Origin of the sequence: Mesorhizobium sp. M1D.F.Ca.ET.231.01.1.1, from assembly GCF_003999155.2 — a bacterium.
Lineage (GTDB): Bacteria > Pseudomonadota > Alphaproteobacteria > Rhizobiales > Rhizobiaceae > Mesorhizobium.
This window is the reverse complement of sequence record NZ_RZOZ02000002.1, coordinates 268,110-283,797: the sequence shown is the minus strand read 5'-3', so window position 1 is coordinate 283,797 and position 15,688 is coordinate 268,110. Positions and strand designations below refer to the sequence as shown.

The 15,688-nt window shown below is 61.9% G+C and carries 17 protein-coding genes; 5 read left to right on the top strand and 12 right to left on the bottom strand.

Features of this window, described 5'->3' with window-relative positions; translation table 11 throughout:
* Positions 1-7: 7 nt before the first annotated feature.
* The 7 genes from EN874_RS07735 to EN874_RS07705 form a co-directional block, all read right to left on the bottom strand.
* Positions 8-1,114, bottom strand: coding sequence for a tyrosine-type recombinase/integrase (locus EN874_RS07735; RefSeq protein ID WP_127425955.1), 1,107 nt, complete (start codon positions 1,112-1,114; stop codon positions 8-10).
* Positions 1,111-1,305, bottom strand: a complete 195-nt coding sequence (locus EN874_RS07730; RefSeq protein ID WP_127425956.1) for a hypothetical protein — start codon at positions 1,303-1,305, stop codon at positions 1,111-1,113. Before EN874_RS07730 ends, EN874_RS07735 begins: the two co-directional genes overlap by 4 nt.
* 184 nt (positions 1,306-1,489) lie before the next feature.
* Positions 1,490-3,412, bottom strand: a complete 1,923-nt coding sequence (locus EN874_RS07725; protein WP_168247411.1) for a prohead protease/major capsid protein fusion protein — start codon at positions 3,410-3,412, stop codon at positions 1,490-1,492.
* Positions 3,409-3,660 (bottom strand): hypothetical protein, encoded by a 252-nt coding sequence (locus EN874_RS07720; RefSeq protein WP_128261465.1) that lies wholly within the window; start codon positions 3,658-3,660, stop codon positions 3,409-3,411. Before EN874_RS07720 ends, EN874_RS07725 begins: the two co-directional genes overlap by 4 nt.
* Positions 3,653-3,913 (bottom strand): hypothetical protein, encoded by a 261-nt coding sequence (locus tag EN874_RS07715; protein WP_127425958.1) that lies wholly within the window; start codon positions 3,911-3,913, stop codon positions 3,653-3,655. The genes EN874_RS07720 and EN874_RS07715 overlap by 8 nt, the downstream gene beginning before the upstream one ends.
* Before the next feature lie 3 nt (positions 3,914-3,916).
* Positions 3,917-4,372 carry a hypothetical protein gene (locus EN874_RS07710; protein WP_127425959.1) on the bottom strand — a complete coding sequence of 152 codons (456 nt, stop codon included), beginning with the start codon at positions 4,370-4,372 and terminating at the stop codon, positions 3,917-3,919.
* 89 nt (positions 4,373-4,461) lie between these two features.
* A complete protein-coding gene (locus EN874_RS07705) occupies positions 4,462-4,857 on the bottom strand; it encodes a hypothetical protein (protein WP_127425960.1) in 396 nt (131 codons plus the stop codon).
* A gap of 172 nt (positions 4,858-5,029) precedes the next feature.
* Here EN874_RS07705 and EN874_RS07700 point away from each other — a divergent pair, with 172 nt between their 5' ends.
* Positions 5,030-5,185: a hypothetical protein gene (locus EN874_RS07700; protein ID WP_245513512.1), complete on the top strand. Its 156-nt coding sequence runs from the start codon at positions 5,030-5,032 to the stop codon at positions 5,183-5,185.
* A gap of 523 nt (positions 5,186-5,708) precedes the next feature.
* On the top strand, positions 5,709-5,852 hold the full coding sequence (locus tag EN874_RS07695; protein WP_245513511.1) for a hypothetical protein: 144 nt from the start codon (positions 5,709-5,711) through the stop codon (positions 5,850-5,852).
* Positions 5,853-5,958: 106 nt separating this feature from the next.
* On the opposite strand, the gene EN874_RS07690 is transcribed toward EN874_RS07695, so the two are convergent.
* The 4 genes from EN874_RS07690 to EN874_RS07675 all read right to left on the bottom strand — a co-directional run bounded on the left by EN874_RS07690 (position 5,959) and on the right by EN874_RS07675 (position 11,897).
* A complete protein-coding gene (locus EN874_RS07690) occupies positions 5,959-6,321 on the bottom strand; it encodes a hypothetical protein (protein WP_127425963.1) in 363 nt (120 codons plus the stop codon).
* A gap of 3 nt (positions 6,322-6,324) precedes the next feature.
* Positions 6,325-9,576: a phage tail tape measure protein gene (locus EN874_RS07685; protein ID WP_127425964.1), complete on the bottom strand. Its 3,252-nt coding sequence runs from the start codon at positions 9,574-9,576 to the stop codon at positions 6,325-6,327.
* Positions 9,577-10,009: 433 nt separating this feature from the next.
* Positions 10,010-11,494 (bottom strand): primase-helicase family protein, encoded by a 1,485-nt coding sequence (locus EN874_RS07680; RefSeq protein WP_127425965.1) that lies wholly within the window; start codon positions 11,492-11,494, stop codon positions 10,010-10,012.
* A 175-nt stretch (positions 11,495-11,669) separates the two neighbouring features.
* The gene (locus EN874_RS07675) at positions 11,670-11,897 is read right to left on the bottom strand and encodes a hypothetical protein (RefSeq protein ID WP_127425966.1); all 228 of its coding nucleotides are present in this window, start codon (positions 11,895-11,897) and stop codon (positions 11,670-11,672) included.
* 525 nt (positions 11,898-12,422) lie between these two features.
* Between EN874_RS07675 and EN874_RS07665 the strand changes: the two genes are divergently transcribed.
* The 3 genes from EN874_RS07665 to EN874_RS07655 all read left to right on the top strand — a co-directional run bounded on the left by EN874_RS07665 (position 12,423) and on the right by EN874_RS07655 (position 14,554).
* Complete coding sequence (locus tag EN874_RS07665; RefSeq protein ID WP_127425967.1) at positions 12,423-13,004, top strand: VOC family protein; 582 nt, start codon at positions 12,423-12,425, stop codon at positions 13,002-13,004.
* A 22-nt stretch (positions 13,005-13,026) separates the two neighbouring features.
* Positions 13,027-13,908 carry a glutathione S-transferase family protein gene (locus EN874_RS07660; protein ID WP_127425968.1) on the top strand — a complete coding sequence of 294 codons (882 nt, stop codon included), beginning with the start codon at positions 13,027-13,029 and terminating at the stop codon, positions 13,906-13,908.
* Between the two features lie 277 nt (positions 13,909-14,185).
* On the top strand, positions 14,186-14,554 hold the full coding sequence (locus tag EN874_RS07655) for a hypothetical protein (RefSeq protein ID WP_127425969.1): 369 nt from the start codon (positions 14,186-14,188) through the stop codon (positions 14,552-14,554).
* 110 nt (positions 14,555-14,664) lie between these two features.
* On the opposite strand, the gene EN874_RS07650 is transcribed toward EN874_RS07655, so the two are convergent.
* On the bottom strand, positions 14,665-14,880 hold the full coding sequence (locus tag EN874_RS07650) for a hypothetical protein (RefSeq protein WP_127425970.1): 216 nt from the start codon (positions 14,878-14,880) through the stop codon (positions 14,665-14,667).
* Positions 14,881-15,688 lie beyond the last annotated feature (808 nt).

The following is a 15,688-nucleotide window of genomic DNA, read 5'->3' as shown; positions in this document are numbered from 1 at the left end:
TCTTCATTTAATTGCCCTTTGTTTTCAGCTGCTTACGGCGGTGTTTGTCCAACTTTTCGACTTGGTTGGACAAGTTTTGTTCCCTTTTTGCACTTTCCAGCCGCTCCATGCCGCGATCGGCGAGCTGCTTGCGATCGGCCTTCTTGATGTAGGTCTGCGCCTCGGCCGGCGTGCGATGGCCGAGGAAGGCCATGATCTCCAGAACGTTCGCGCCGGCATTCGCCAAGCGCGTCGCGCCAGCCTTGCGCAGGCCGTGCGCGGAGCAGTGCGGCAGGCCGGCGGCGACGCATTGGTCGCGGAACCAGTTGCCGAAGGATTCGGTCTTGTAGGGCCGCGCCGCGCCATGGGTCAGGAATAGCATCTGATCAGACGGCACGAAGGCCAGCACATCGGCGAGCTCTGACAGGATCGGCAGGTCGACGTCGCCGCCAGTCTTGCCGCGGCGATAGGCGATGCGGCCGGCCTTGGTGCTCTGCCGGCCAAGCTTGATTACATCCTGGCGGGCCGCTCCGGTGCAGAGCATCAGGCGTAGCGCGCGCACTGGCTTCGAGGCGATGCCGTGATGTTCTTCGAACTTCAGGATCTCGTCCTCGGTCCAAGTGTGGAAGCCGTCGGGGTTTTCCGCATAGCGCTCGGCGCCAACCGTCGGATCGGTCGTGATAACACCCTTGCGGATAGCGAAGCGGCAGAGCCGGCGAATGAGCTTCAGCAGCCGGTTGGCCGCCGCAGGCGTCGCTGCCTTGCGCGCCAGCAGCGCCTCAATGTGCTCGGGCCGCAGGTTCTTGACCCGCTTGCTGCCGTGCTCGGTGCGGAAGCGATCCATTTCATGCAGCAGGTTACGCCGACTGATCGGCGCCAACTTCTGCCATTTCGGCGTCCTGACATAGTGCTCGATCAGCCAGTCGAACGTCCCATATTCGGCCTTGGGGACGACGGGCAGATTGCTGCCTCCGGACTTCGCTTCCTCATAGGCCGCCCGGAATTCGGCCGAGCCATAGACGCCTGGCAGGTAGCAATTGGGCCGACCCTTGAAGCGGAACCGCCAACGCACCTTGCCGTGGCGATCGACGGTTCGCGTGACGCCCGGAAATGGATTTGGTGCGCGCCGTTTCATCTGGTCAGGACCTCGTCCCACTCATTGCCGCCGGCGTCGCTGCTCTCTCCTTCGCGCAGCGTCTCGGCGAGCAGTTCGATACGACCGTCGGGATGCGACACCAGGCGCGCCCGATCGTAGCCGGCGGCCTTTGCTGCCTGGAAAAGCCGGCTGGCGTCGCTCTTGGTGATCAGTGCTGCACGCTTCGACATGGCGTCCTCGAAATCTCCGCCCCGAATCGCCGAAGGGAAGGAACACCCTTTGCGACCCTCAAAGCCCGGCGCCAGGCTTCCGATCTGCGCCACCCTCCCCATGAACGGGGCTTAACCGCGAGGGGCGGAGGATGATGCTTGAGGCCTGATCGAATGGCCTTCCAGAGTTGCCCCTCAGACCTCGCTATTCGCCGGGATTGAAGTAGGCGGCGCGGTAGTCGTAGACGCCGCAACCGAAATCGAGGATGCAGCGGAACTCGGTGCCGAGTACTTCCCAGCCCGCCTTGGTCTCGATCTGCGGCCCGGATGCGCCGTCGAGATAGGCATGCATGAATGCAGGCCGGCTGGCCGGATCGGCGAGCAGCCACCAGCCGCTGCCCTCGTAGCGATCCTCGACCTCGACCTTGAGCTTGCCGCTGAACGGGTTGACCGCGTCGATCGCCGTCGAGTTGAGCGTCGCCACGATCTTTTCGGCGGCTGTTTCCTGCGCCGGGCCAACGAGAAGGACCGCGGGCACGGTGCCGGAAATCCAGCTGCCGTTGACGTTCATCTGCTGACGCATGGCTTGCCGGGCAGCACTCAGGCCAGTGATGTCGTCGAGGCCTGCGGCGCTGCCAAGATTGCCGTGATCGGCATGGAACAGCTTCTTGCCGTCCGACAGTTTCTTGCCGCCGAAGTCGTTGGCGGAAAGCAGCTCATAGAACAGGTTGGCCTCGGTCGTGGCGGCCGAGATGCCGAAGGCGCTGATGAAGTCGGCGAATGCGCCAAGCGAATCGTTGTAGATCGCCTGCCGGCTCAAGGAAAACATCTTGCCGTAGGTCGCGACCTGCAGCCCTTGCTTTTCCTCCGACAGTGTGCCGCTCTTGACCTCGCCCGCCTCGTTGACCTTTTCGAGCAACGGCGCCTCGCCGGGCCTGATGTAGGACATCGGCTTGAAATCACGTGCCGAGCGCACCGCCGAGAACCGCTTGAGCGGCGTGAGCTGCGCGCCAAAGCGGGCCATCAGCGCATCGTTCGCGGCCGTGTTCATTAGCATCGGAAAATCCGAGGTCGTGTGCATGGCGCGCTGGCCCTGCCCAGGCGAAAGCATGTGCCCGACGATCTGAAGATCAGACATGCCCCTTGTCGAGGTGCCGGCAAGCTCCATGTGCGCCCGGAACATCCCGACCAAAGTCATGCCGCGGAACTCGTTTTGCCCCTCGATCGTCTGGGGGCCGCCGAGGCGGATCGAAAGCGCCTCGACCATGTGACGCTCGGCGTCTTCGATACGGCTAAAGCTGCCTTCCTTGCGGCCAGGGTTTGTCGCGGTTCGGCGAGAATTCTCGGCCAGCCGATGGAAGACGCGCGTCCGGGCTTCGTCGGCCGTCCGGACATCGCGGAGATCGGCGTCGAGCTGGCGACCGTCGAGGCCGGCTGCAACGCCCTGGCGGAAGACGGTGTCGATGTCGCGCTGATCGCGCGCGGTGCGCTCGATCTGACGCTGGCGCGGCGGCTGATCATCGTCTTCGTCGTCGGTGATGGTGGCATCGTCGTCGACCAGGTCATCCTGGCTGAGATCGAGCGGCGGCGGGTTGGAGACACGGCGTGGACGCTTCATGTTCATTCCTCGTATTTTGGCGTTGGGGTCAGCTGGCACGCTGACCAGCGACGCCTCGAAAGGCGTCCACCGCGTCACCGTGACGGTTAATGTCCCATCGGTCGCTCTGGATTCGGTCTCGTCGTCGACGGTGTAGCCGACGCTCATTTTGCTGATCGTGCCGGCGGCGATCTGGGCCATGGCGGCATCGCCGCGCTCGGTCTCGGCCAGCCTGAATTTCATCACCAGCGACGGCCCTTCGAAGCGATAGGCGATCGCGCGGCCGAGCAGATTGTCGATGCCGACGATCTGGTGTGAATCGAGCAGCGGCAGGTCGGCCAGTCGCTCGACGTTCACGGCGCCCGCATTGCAGGCGAGGATCTCGCGGCCGAAGAAACGCCGGACCGGCGTTTGCGTGGCGACGGTCGCCTCGAATGTGCGCGTCTCGGTGTCGATCGATTCCGGCCGGAACTTGAGCGCCAGGCGTTCGATGCCGCCGGGCTTCTTGCGGGTGGTGAGTGGCTTTTTCAATGCTTTGCCTCCCCCGCCAACGGCGCGACGTGGGCCGCAATCTGGCTGATCGCTGCCTCGCTGAGGTCCCATGCCTCAATGAAGGCAAACAGCATCTGCGCCATCTCGCTAGGCAGACCCAGGCCTTCGGCAAGTTCATCGTCGGTGAGGGATTTGCCCCTTGCGGTCGCCGCGCGTGCGGCAAGGCGCGTTCTGGTCAAACGTTCGATGAACTCGCGCGACCGAAGATAGGCCGAAACGTTATCCATGAGGTTGTCTCCTGCCTTCGCAAATGACGTTGATCCTGGCGGCCATGTGATGCGCCTGCCCCTCGATCGCCGCGGCGGCCTGCCAGGCGCAGATCAGGTCGACGATTGGGCGCGGCAGGTCGAGGATGACCGCGGCGGTGCTCGGTGCCACGCTGCCGGCGCGCGCCGTCGCGGCGCGAAGATTGGCGATGCGCCTGACAAAGTCAGGCTCGCGCATGCCGTCGGCGATCCTGGCCAGGCGACGGTCGTTCATGCGTCACCCTTGCTTTGCAAGAAAGGCTTCGATGTCGGCCAAGCGGCGCCGGCCGATGACCGACAGATTGACGCGAAGAAACCCTTCGCTCTGGACCACATGGTCCACGGGATCGTTGAAGCCGGTAGATTGAGGGATATCGAAGCGGGCGATCATCCACTGGCGAATGTCGCCACGGCTCTCAGGATCGAACGTCAGAAACAGTCCCCTGTCAGGCCACTCCTCGCCCACGATGATCGCGGCGAAAAGCTGATGAGCGTGCGGATGGTCGACGATCTTGAAGGCTCGCTTCAGGTCAACACCCATGCCGCTGATCGAAAGGGCGGCGCCCATCTTGACGACCTCGATCCAGGAATACGCCATCCGAGCGCCGTCGCCGCCATAGCGGCAGATGTCGCGCACTCGCCAGATCTTCAGAACGCCTTGCTTGATGCCAAGGATCTCGGCCGTCTCGGCCATTGTGAATTGCTGTTTCATGCCAGCCTCTGGTTACAGCGTGTTGCCATCCATATACGGCAACACGCTGTATCCGGTCAAGAGGCTTCATGCTAGGCGACGATATAGGTCATCGTGCCTTCATCTGGCCCATCTTCCCTCCGGCACACGTAGCCCTTGACCGGATCACCGTACATGAGAGGCGGCCCGGCAACGCCAGTCGGATCATGCAGGCCACGAAACCATTTTGGATGACTGGCGAGCTGGCGAGGCCGCTGCTCATCATTGAACGTTACTGTCTGGTCGGAAGCGATGTAGATTTCCCACGTCATGCCCGTTTCCTCGCAAAGCAGATCGTTCAGCTGCTCGATGCAAGCTTTGATCTTCTCCTGCCGGGAGGGCATCAGCCCAGACAAAGCGGCGCTTGCTTGGTCGCTGACCATCAGGCCGGCGGTAAGAGCGACTGATCCGGAAAGCATATTGCGACGGGTGATCGGGACGTTCGGCATTGGGTGACCTCCGATTGCGGCAAAGTTACATCAATGGTATAAGGCTACACCAGAATTGAAGTCAACAACTTTGATATAAGGTTTGATTAAAATGATAATCTCATCTGCGCAATGTCGGGCTGGTCGCGCACTGATCGGATGGTCGCAAGACCAACTCGCCGACGCATCGAAGGTGGCCAAGGCAACCATTGCGGTTTTCGAGACCGGCAAGCGAACCCCCTATGATCGGACGCTTGGCGATGTGCGAGCGGCGCTCGAGGCCGCCGGCGTCATCTTCGTCGAAGAGAATGGCGAAGGTCCTGGCGTGCGGCTGCGGAAAGTGCGCTGAAGGAATCGATGCGCATTGGTCCGAATTGACCGTAGATTCGCGCCCCGAGGCGGCCTCTAACTTGCGTTTGGACGCGTCCAAATGCGTTTTCTGCAACTAAATCAATGTCAATTGCACGCTTTCCACAGGGGTGCTGGTTTTCTGTGGATAGGTTGCAAGCTTTTGATTTTACTTAGATATTTGCAGATTTTAGATCAAACAGCGAACAACGGGCCTGTTAACACCGGATCGGTTCGCTTGACGTGAGGCGCGACAAACTATCAGCTTGATCGCGACATGTGATGGAAGAGAAGCCGTCGTGGCTTTGCCTCCCCCGACGGCTTCTCGAAATCACATCCTGCTCAATGGTTGTGCCCAAGGCGCAGGAAGCGGCCCCTTTAGGACTAGGACACACTGTCCCGTTCCTTTCCGTCGGTCAAGCCTTGGGACGTTCCGAAACATGATAGGAACCTCTCAAATGGAAATACCTTCTCCCGAAATCCCTCCGCCGAGCAAGCAACCGCTCACTTTCAAGGATGCTATTGTGGTCTGGATGCTTCGCCGCGACGGCTGGCACCAGCACCAGATCGCGGCGCGATTCGGCGTCAATTCGGCCAGGATCAATGACATCCTGAAAGAGCGAAAGCACGTCGGCAGCAAGGATGCGCCCGACGACACCGCGCACTGAGGCTTAACCGCCTTCTCTGCTGGCGCGTCTAGGCGCGCCAGCTACCAAGGCCACCACGCCAGCGCCAGCACTACAGCGCAGGCGATGGCGAAGGCGGCGTGCGCGATCATGTGGCGCCCTTTGGATCGTCGCCACCGGTCTTGCCTCCTGACAGCACCGTCAGGTTAGGACCTGCCTCTGAGATGCTCGGCACGATGTACCCGGGCGTGATGAGTGCTTCCCAGATTGGCCTGACCTTGCTGAGAAGGTCTTCCATAATCTGCGCCGGGCCGGTTCCACGCACGCCGGCATCGCACATGGCCAAGAAGATAAATCCTTGGAAGTGTGCGAAGGCTGCATGTCCATCGTGCCAGGCCGGATCGGCTCCCATCCCGCTCGTCACTGCCCGAGAAAACTCTGTCGCCAGATGTTGGCAATATTTGAAGTTGTCGCCCTCGAATGGGCCAAGGTTCGGGTTCGGAAGTGTCATGTTCTAAGCCTTTGTTAGCGATTGACTGACCGACCAACGCGCAAGCCTGTCGACGACGCTATCATCAGCGATCATCTGAAAGACTTCGGCGCGACTTGGTCCGAGTCGCAGGTTGATCTCTGTCACCCTTCTAGTCGAGCCCAGCACCGCCGGCGCAAGCGGCTTGACCGTGCCTCCGCCGGCAAAACTCTGGGCCGACATCGATCGATTGAAACCGTCCACCATGCCGCCGATGTTGAAACCGCGCATGCCCCTGAAAAACTCGCGCGGGATCTTCATCTGGTTGAGCGCATGCATGAAGCCTGGTCCATAATAGGCAGTGGCCTTCGCCTGCATGATGAATTCCTTGACCGACGCCATGATCGGGATGCTGTCGCTGGTCGGCGTACCGGGACCGTTGGCGAGATAGCCGCCGCCGGCAAAGCCACCTTGCGAACCGCCGCCTGACGAAGAACTGCCGCCCGCCTGCGCGCGCAACTGCTGCGCCTGCGCCACCGCTTCCCGCAAGGCCGAGATGATTGAGTTGATCTCCGTGCGGATTTGAGAGGCGAGGCTGGAAATGACAGAGGACAGATTTCCGAAGCCGCCCTGGATGAGCGCGCCGAGACCGGAGAAGATGCTTGAAAAGATGCCAGGCAATTGCTGGAACGGCTGGGCCACACCGGCCGCCGCCGAACTTGCCGCCGGCGGCATCTTGTCGAGTTCGGTGATGACCCCGTCGACCGTCGTGCTGATATCGGCGCTCAGGCCACCGCCGACATCGCCGGGGTTCAGCGCGGATTGCAGACCGCTCACCGCTTCAGTTGCGGCCGGCCCCAGCTTCTGAACGCTGGTGACGACGCCATTGACGGCGGTGTCGACATTCGCGGCCAGGCCAGCCCCGACGCCGGTGTCAACGGTCAGCGCCTCTTTCAGACTTGTGCTGGCAGCGTCGGCCGCTGGCTTGATCCGGCCAAGATCGTTGACGACGCCATCGACCGCCGGCTTAACCGCATCGGACTTGAACGCATCAGGGACGGTGCGGATGTGGCTGGCGATATCATCGGCAACCTGCTTGACCTTGTCGCCGGCAGTCTTGGCGCTGGTCCCGACATCGTCGAGCGCCTTCTTGGACTGCTCGGCCTGCTGCGCCACGCCGTTGACAACGTTGAAGACCTCGGACGAAAGCTTCCCGCCCTCGCCGCCGCCACGGAAAACGGTGATCTGATGCGACAGGCCCTCAATCTTCTTGCCGGTTTCGTCGGCCGCATTGCCAAGCGCCTGCGTATCGGCCACGGCGTTTTTGTTTGCCGCAACAAAGCCATCGATCCCGCGCGCCGCCTGCGCAGCCTGGAACGCTTGGTCGGACATCTTTCCCGACAGCCAGGCGACCCGGTCCGCCATCTCGTTCGTCTTGGCGGTGAGGTCGGTCGCGTTCTTGGTCAGCTCGAGCCAAGTCTGGGCCAGCTTCGCGACATCGCCGGGGTTTTCGGCGCCGATGCGGGCAATGGCCTTGTTGAACTCGTCGACAGATATCTTGCCGTCCTGGAACTGCTTGGCGAGATCGAACATCGCCTGCGCGGCGGCGTTCTGCATGTCGCCTTCGAAATGCGGCAGCTTGTTGGACAGATCGGCCAGGGCATCGACGAGCGCCTGCTTGGTCTTATCGAGAGAATCGCTCGCCTCGAGCAGAAGGCGATCCTTCACCTCCTGCGTCATTTTCGCGAGCGAGCCGCCTACCTTCTGGTACGCGGCGTCGACCTCATTGACAACCTTCTCATGTTGCTGAAGCGCGGCGGTGGCCTCATCGGTGCGCGTGGCCCAGACCCCGATCGCCACGCCGATGAGCGTCAGAGCGGCTAGTTCTGGAACGCCGGCAACGAAAAGCAGCGCCGCGGCGAGGTTGCGCAAGCCGGCAATCAGTGTGCCGAGGCCCTGCAACGTAACCCCGAAAGCGCGCGTCGCGAGGCCGAGACCAAATAGAAATGGACCGATTGTTGCTACCACTCCGCTGACGACAGTCCCAAGTCGCAGCACCTCTGGACTGAGCTGCGAGAGCGCCTGCGCCCAATCTGTGAGCTTAATGACGATATTCGTCACAAAATCGAGGAAGCCAGACTTGCCGATAGCGATCGAAAGGTTCTCCACCGCGCTATTGAACTGGTCGAGCTCACCGACCAGGCCTTTGACGCGCGTCGCGGCAATGTCCGCCGAGTTCGTATTTTTCAGATGCATCATCATGGCATCGATGCCGGCACCGCCCTGCTTCATGAGAGCGATTGCCGTGCGCAGCGCATCGGTGCCGAAGATGGTAGAAACGGCGTCGTTGAGGTCTTCCTGCGACAGCTTGCCGAGCTTGTCCTGAAGCTCCTGCGCGATCTGTGACATCGACTTCATCTTGCCGGATGCGTCGAAGAACTTCAGGCCTAGCTTTTCCATCATCGCCGCAGCCTGCTTCGATTGCGGGACGAGACGGGTCAGGAAGGTCTTGAAGGACGTGCCGGCATCAGAGCCCGAGGCAAATGATGAAGCCGTCGCCGCAAGGACGGCGTTGAACTCTTCGAATTTGACGCCGAGCGCTCCCGCGGCGCCACCAGCCTGCCCGATGGCAAGCGCATAGTCATCGAAGGACAGCTTGGATTCGACGGTCGCGCCGGTGATGGAATCGACGATGCCGGGAAGCTGCGAGGCGCTGAGCTTGAACTGGTTGATGACGTCGCCGACGACGGCCGCCGAAGACGCAAGGCCGGTGTCGTTCGCCGCCGCAAGGTCGACCATCGCCTTGGCCGCGCCTTGCATGATGGTCTGGAAATCGAGGCCGACCTTGGCGAGCTCGGTCATGCCCTCGGCGGCTTCGGACGAGGAGAAGACCGAAGCCTGGCCGAGATCCTGCGCTTTCTTCTCGGCATCGGACAGCGCCTGACCGGCAACGCCAGCATTGACGGCGAAGCTGTTCATCGCCTTCTGGAAATCGGCGGCCTGCTTGAGGATGCCGGCGCCGGCGCCGACGATCGGCAGGGTGAGCGCGGTCGTCAGCGTACGGCCGATATCCTGGATCTGCTTGCCGGTCGTTGCGAACTGCGCGCCCAGCGATTTGACCTGCGCTTCGGCATTTTTCAGCGACGAGAAGAAGCCAGCCGGCAGGCCCTTAACCTCGGCGGCAGCAGCCTGCAGGTCACGAAACGCCTTGCGACCGGCGGCGCCGAATTCCTCGAGCTCGCGCTTAAGTTCCTTCCCGCCGTCGAGTTCGATACGCTGTTTGATGGTCCCTGCCATGATAGAAAAATCCTTTCAAAATAGTGGTGAACGTTTACCGTTCACCTCGATCGTAAACTTCGTACACCCAGTTTTCCGGACCCCGTCACTAGTCCCCCCTCGGTCTTCGCCGTCCCGCATACGGTTTTGATGGCGGGAAGGACCCGCGACGGGGTGGCGTCCCAACCGTCCCGACCTGTCGCCTGCTCGGCTGGAAGTTGGGACAGGATATTTCTCAATGAAATCAAGGCCTCGTCCCAACTGTCCTAACTGTCCTAACCTTTTCAGAGGGGTTGTAGGAAAGCAGACAAGTCGATCCTCGCTAGAGTACGCGCGCGCACGGACCAATCGATCAGGTTGGGACAGTTGGGACAGTTGGGACTGCCCATTGATTTCGTTGGCTTTTTCGCGTCCTAACCTCGGAGGCTGTCCCAACCTAGGTTGGGACAATCGTCTATTCGGGGTCATCGATAGCCCCCCAATCTGATCGTTGCCCGACCTGTTCATCGAAGGCCGCGCGACAGTCGGCGAGAGGTGGCAGGGCATAGAACCATCGCCGCGCTACGTTCGCGCCAGTCTCGTCGGTGACCTGCCTGCGCACGCGATCTATGCCCGGCAGCAGATGGCCTATCTTCATGCCGAACGAGATCTGGGAGACCCGATAGCGGATGCCCATCTGCTCGGCCGTAGCGAGGTAGCTTTTGTAAAGCGCCTCGCATTCGACCGCCTTCGGCCAGGCCACGCCTCGATCGATGATCGCGCCCTCATGCAGCCTGTCGTAAAGCCATTGCTCGACAGGATCGAACGACCTGATCTTTTGCTCGAGCAGCGCCGCAGTCTTGGGGATCTCTCGCAGATTGACCTTGGACAGGTCGAAGGTGAGCAGATCGTAGAGCAGCGCCTCACGCCCGCCGGCGTCAAGCTCCTCGGTCATCTCGCGGAAATATTCGTGGTTCTGTTTCGCATGCGGCGCGATGTCAAAGCAGGCGAAACGCCGTTCTTCCTTGCCTGCGGGGACGACCCAATCGAAATTGGACGTCATCATCAGGCGTATGTAGTTCGGCAGGCGAATGGGGTCGATGCCCTTGCTTTCGACCATTTGGCGCTCGGATGTCACCAAGCCGCGCAGATGACCCTCGGCAGCTTTGTCGCCGGCGAAAACCGCCTCGTCGGCCTGCAGAAACAGGCAGGCCGCCATGTGGCTATTGAACTGGCCGATCAGGTATCGCGGATTGTCGATCTGGAAATAGTGCGCCTGGATCAGCGAGCCGAACACCTCGCCTATCTTGGTCTTGCCGGCGCCCATCGGGCCGCGGAGGATAATCGACGTGCCGGGCTTTTCGCGCGGCAGCTGCATCATCTGGGCAAACCAGCCGAAAAACCATGCGTAGGTCTTTTCCGACCCGCCGCAGACGTTGGTCAGAATGTGATCGCGGAAGATGGCATAGCTGCCGCCCCTGCGCGGATCGACTGAAAAGCCTCTCCACAAGTTGTAGAAGCCGGGTGTTCCTTCGGTGCCGGCCGGGTCTGGGAAAAACTCCAAGCCGCGAAAATCGCGTCGGCGCGGGCTGTCTAGCCAGGCGTTGGCCTGCGTCTTCCATTTCGGCTTTCGGTCGGCGCCGAGCACTTCGGTGAACCGGTTCTGATAGATCGTTTGGAAAGCGCTGATCTGCAGAAACTGCAGCTGCTCCTCCGGCGGCGCGTCCGGCTTTTCCCAAAGGATGACCGCGCGGCTGCCAATCGGCACGACCGCAAACTGCCGGTTGAAGGCGTCGATATTGAAGCCGTTGTCGTCGACGTTTTCGCCGTTTGCCTCAGCGGCCAGGGCATCATACTCTGCCTGGCCATCGGGGTCGTCATCCGACGGTCGCTCCATGCGTTCGAGCGCCGCTTTCGCGACCTCGGCACCGGGCCTCGATTTCTTACTGCCGCCGGCCATGAACGATCAGCCGGCGTTGGACACGGCGACAAATTCGCCAATGGTTTCAATGGTGTCCCGGTTGCTGGTTGGACACGCTAACCAGTTGATTTCAAAGGAAAGATAAACTCCCCTTGGGCGTACCATCTCTCCCAATAAGCTGCGTAGGTTGCCGGTGCTGACCCGACATCCGATTCTAAACGCCCGCTACGGTCTTGTCATGGGACGCCTGCTCCAGCAACCGCGACAGGTGCTGGAGGTGCATCGATTGGGCATCTTCGAGCAACTGCAGGAAGTTGGACGCCTTGCCGCGCGGCAGCCGACGACGCTTCAGGGTGGCGATGCGCGCGCGCTGGCGCTTGATGTGGCGCTCGGCCTGCAGGACATGCCGTTCCGCCATTTGGATATCGTCGTTCAGCGCCATGGCCCTAAACGGCCGGGCGGTCAAAGGGTTCCGCAGGGGAAAGCTCTGAAGCGCGGTCCCGATGGCGAGAACCCGATTCGCTACGCGGCCTGAGCGGAAGGCAGCTCGCGGTGCAGGCGGGGATCACGCCCAGCATGCTGTCGCAGATAGAGCGCAGCGGAAAGGCCGCCTCCGCCAGGACCCTCAAGGTCATCGCACGCATCCTGGACGTGCCTTTGGAAGCCATTTGCCGGACCTTTCCGCCGGAGCCCCGGACATGCTGGCGGATACCAGCAGGTCGGTCGCCTGGGTTTTGACCTGAGGCATCGAGACGCCCGCGCCGTGCGCCTGAAGCTCAGCGCTTCTGGCGCAACGCCGCGGATTGAATTAGCATCCGTTCATCAAAGCTTCGGCCGCAATCCCGCAGGATACGGAAAATGCGGTGCGCGGGGAGCGAAGCCGGGCGGCGGTCACATGCCGGGCGCCAAGCGCGACTGGGCATCTGAAACGCGTCCGCCGGCAAGGCGGCGTGGCCGGGAGGAGCAGATGCAGAAACTGCAATCGCAAGGCGTCCATCACATCACGCTGGTCGGCGCCGATCGCCAGACCTCCATCGATTTCTGGGAAGGCGTGCTCGGCATGCCCTTCGTCTTCGAGCAGCCCAATCTCGACAAGGCGAGCGAAAGCCACCTCTATTTCGACCCGGGCGATGGGCGGCTGATCACGGTCTTCACCGACGAGAGCCGCAGCCCGGTCAAGCGGCGCACGCCGACCGACATCGGCTGCGTCCACCACATCGCGTTTGCGGTGTCGCGGGTGACCTTCCTGCAGGCAGTAGGCCGGCTCGACGAGCGCGGCATCAAGCACAGCGGCGTCAAGGATCGCGGCTTCATGGATTCGATCTATTTCGAGGATCCGCTCGGCCTGCTGATCGAGCTCGCCTCCTACCGCTTCGAGCCGCCGGCCGGCTTCAGCCATGCCGACGTGCTGATGGAGGCGCACAGGGTTCGCGTGGGGCGCGGCGACTACGCAATAGCCGAGGTGCATCTTGCCGACGCCATCCAGGCGCTGGTCGAGCGATCACGCGCAACATTGTCCGAGGACCGGGCGGCGAAGAATCCATACTGAGCAGGTGACAGGGAGGACCAAGATGGCAAAGGCAGCAACGAAAGCAACGAAGAAGACCGCGGCCAAGCCAGCGGCGAAGCCTGCAAAGCCGGCGGCGAAAACCGCGGCAAAGGCAACAACTGCCGCCAAGGTGTCGGCCAAGGCAGCCAAGCCCGCGCCTAAAGCGACGGCCAAAGCCGCGCCTAAAGCCGGGGCGAAGCCGGCCAGGAGATCCGCGGTCAAGCTCAGCATGCTGAGGCCCAGCGTCAACAACATGACGGTCAGGGTGTTCACCCGCGCGGCCGGCCTCGATCATGCCGAGACCGACGCCTGGGGCCTGACGCGCACGCCGGAATTCCTGGCGCGGAACCCGGCGCATCTGACGCCGATGATCGAGGACAAGGGGCTTCCGAGAGGCGTGCTGTGGGAAAGCTGCGCCATCATGCAGTACCTCGCCAACAAGCACGGGCTGGACAAATTCTATCCCAAGGCGCCCGCCAGGCGGGCGATGGTCGACAGCGCCATGTTCTACCTGGTCGGAACGCTCTATCCCTATGTGGCCAGGGCCACCTATCCGGCGCTCGGCTTTCCGCAATATGCCGGCGAGGTCGGCCATAGCGACGCCCATCCGGAGAAGAAGTCGGAAGCACAGAAAGCTGCCGCCGCCGCGATCGCGGAGCCGCTGGAGGTGTTTCACTCCTTCTTCAGGGACGGCAAGCCGTTCATCGGCGGCAACAACCCGTCGATCGCCGATATCCGTCTGGCGGCGACGCTCGAGTTCCTGGCCGTCATCGACTATGCTCTGCCGGCATGGGCGAAGGACTATATGGCCGCGATTGAGAAGAAGCTCGGCAAGGCCTATGCGGAGCCGGCCGGCGACGTGCGCGGCTATATCGCGCATATCAAGTCGCAGGCCGCCGCCTGAAGCGTGTCGCTCCGAAACGGATTCAGGCGACGCGCTTAAATGGTTCGTTAACCAAAGCCTGTCTAGTGATCCGGCCCTCTTCGCGACCACGGATGTACTGGCGCGATGGCAAGGCGAAGGAAAGGTCGGCTCCGTGCCGGCCTTTTGCTTTTGGCGACGGTCGCGCGATCACGGCAGTCTGATTTCGACAGCGCCGGGCGGGTCGAAATCCTATTGTCATCGTTCCCGTTGATCGTACGATGCCATCGGCGGGCGGCGAAAGCGACGAGGACCTGCGATGAGAAACACGGCAAGATTTGCGGCGGTCGCCGGCGTGCTGCTGGCGCCACTCTTCCCGGCGAATGCCGCGTCGCTCAACACCATGAACGAGGTCGGAACCGCCCTCCAGGCGTGCTGGACGCCGCCCGCCGATTCCGGAACTGCCTCGGTCACCTTGAGCTTCAGCTTCAAGCGCGACGGCACGCTGATCGGCCCGCCGAAGCCGACGGCCATCAAGGTCAGCGGCGACGACAAGGCGCGTCAGGCCTATGTCGACGCGGCCACCGCGGCCCTGCGCAACTGCCTGCCGCTCAGCTTTTCGCCGGCATTGGCCAAGGGAATTGCCGGCAACGTCTTCACGCTTCAGTTCAATTCGCCGAAGCAATAGCAAATGCCGGGCTATCCCGACGCAAATGCTCCGCGGCGCGTGAGCGGAACGCCGTTCCACGACCAGGCAAGGCCTGCCCCGGGCAAATCAACAATCAGTGCGGCAAGGATTCAGCGCGCGCCACGCCTTGCGGTGACGTGCTTTGCCAACTCCGGCATCTCGAACACATAGTCGTTCCAGGCCGACTCCGGAATCTGTCCGGCCAGATAGCATTCCAGCAGCAGATTTTGCTCCGGCGTCAGATGCCTCGGCGCCCGCTCGTGGTCCAATCCAAGCGAATGGATCAGGTTCCTGGTCAGGCCAGAGACGGTGAAGTGAATGGACATCTTCAGTCTCCCTCGCGCTGCACAGATAACGTCCGATGCCGGCCAAAGGTTTCATCGTCAGTCCGTGATCGAGGGCCGCCGGACATCGATAGGCAGGCGCCGGCCGGTGCGGAGTGATTTTTGGCTTCTGTCCCATTCTTGAAATGAAAGCGTAATATTCATTTTACAAGATCGGTCAACACTCAGTATAAGGAGGCCGATTGAGGCGCTTTACTTGCAATCGCGACGATGAGCCTAAAAGCCGTTGTTTTATGCATGTCGCCCAAAACAGCTGTGCATTTTCGGGTGACAGGCATCACTCGCAGACGACGCGATAGCGCTTGCCGGTTTCGCTGACATTCCTGCAGGCCAGCGCCTTCTCCGGCTGGGAGGACGCATCGGGCAAATCCGGCTGAAGGGAAGGGGTCGTCGAAGCCGGCCTGAAATGTCTTCGGCCGGGGGGACCCGCAGGCGCGCCCGGCGGCTGCGGAAATACGTCCGAGGCAACCTGCCTCGAGGCGGTCGTCCCCGGCGGGGCCTTGTCCCAGATGCGCCTGACGTCCATCCGGCTTGGAATGATGACGGTTCCGTCGTCGCTGCGCGCGCAGCTGCTTGCCGCGAGCAGCGCCGGGCAGAGAACAAAAGTCAGCATTCGACCAAGCATCGGCAATACCCCCGGACAGTCTTATATCGCGGTGGCGGCGGGGCAGCCAACGGGCGGATTACCGCAGCCGGCATCGGACCAGGGTCTGACTAAATGGAATTACGCGGAGGTGGTTCCAATTCGTTAAGGTTAGCGGATCGTTAATGCTTCTAAGGCACTGTCCGC

Excerpts from the sequence above, each read along its gene's own strand:
- EN874_RS07735 (WP_127425955.1), bottom strand. The coding sequence starts at position 1,114 with ATGAAACGGCGCGCACCAAATCCATTTCCGGGCGTCACGCGAACCGTC.
- EN874_RS07730 (WP_127425956.1), bottom strand. The coding sequence starts at position 1,305 with ATGTCGAAGCGTGCAGCACTGATCACCAAGAGCGACGCCAGCCGGCTT.
- EN874_RS07720 (WP_128261465.1), bottom strand. The coding sequence starts at position 3,660 with ATGGATAACGTTTCGGCCTATCTTCGGTCGCGCGAGTTCATCGAACGT.
- EN874_RS07715 (WP_127425958.1), bottom strand. The coding sequence starts at position 3,913 with ATGAACGACCGTCGCCTGGCCAGGATCGCCGACGGCATGCGCGAGCCT.
- EN874_RS07710 (WP_127425959.1), bottom strand. The coding sequence starts at position 4,372 with ATGGCCGAGACGGCCGAGATCCTTGGCATCAAGCAAGGCGTTCTGAAG.
- EN874_RS07705 (WP_127425960.1), bottom strand. The coding sequence starts at position 4,857 with ATGCCGAACGTCCCGATCACCCGTCGCAATATGCTTTCCGGATCAGTC.
- EN874_RS07690 (WP_127425963.1), bottom strand. The coding sequence starts at position 6,321 with ATGACACTTCCGAACCCGAACCTTGGCCCATTCGAGGGCGACAACTTC.
- EN874_RS07685 (WP_127425964.1), bottom strand. The coding sequence starts at position 9,576 with ATGGCAGGGACCATCAAACAGCGTATCGAACTCGACGGCGGGAAGGAA.
- EN874_RS07680 (WP_127425965.1), bottom strand. The coding sequence starts at position 11,494 with ATGGCCGGCGGCAGTAAGAAATCGAGGCCCGGTGCCGAGGTCGCGAAA.
- EN874_RS07675 (WP_127425966.1), bottom strand. The coding sequence starts at position 11,897 with ATGGCGCTGAACGACGATATCCAAATGGCGGAACGGCATGTCCTGCAG.
- EN874_RS07665 (WP_127425967.1), top strand. The coding sequence starts at position 12,423 with ATGCAGAAACTGCAATCGCAAGGCGTCCATCACATCACGCTGGTCGGC.
- EN874_RS07660 (WP_127425968.1), top strand. The coding sequence starts at position 13,027 with ATGGCAAAGGCAGCAACGAAAGCAACGAAGAAGACCGCGGCCAAGCCA.
- EN874_RS07655 (WP_127425969.1), top strand. The coding sequence starts at position 14,186 with ATGAGAAACACGGCAAGATTTGCGGCGGTCGCCGGCGTGCTGCTGGCG.
- EN874_RS07650 (WP_127425970.1), bottom strand. The coding sequence starts at position 14,880 with ATGTCCATTCACTTCACCGTCTCTGGCCTGACCAGGAACCTGATCCAT.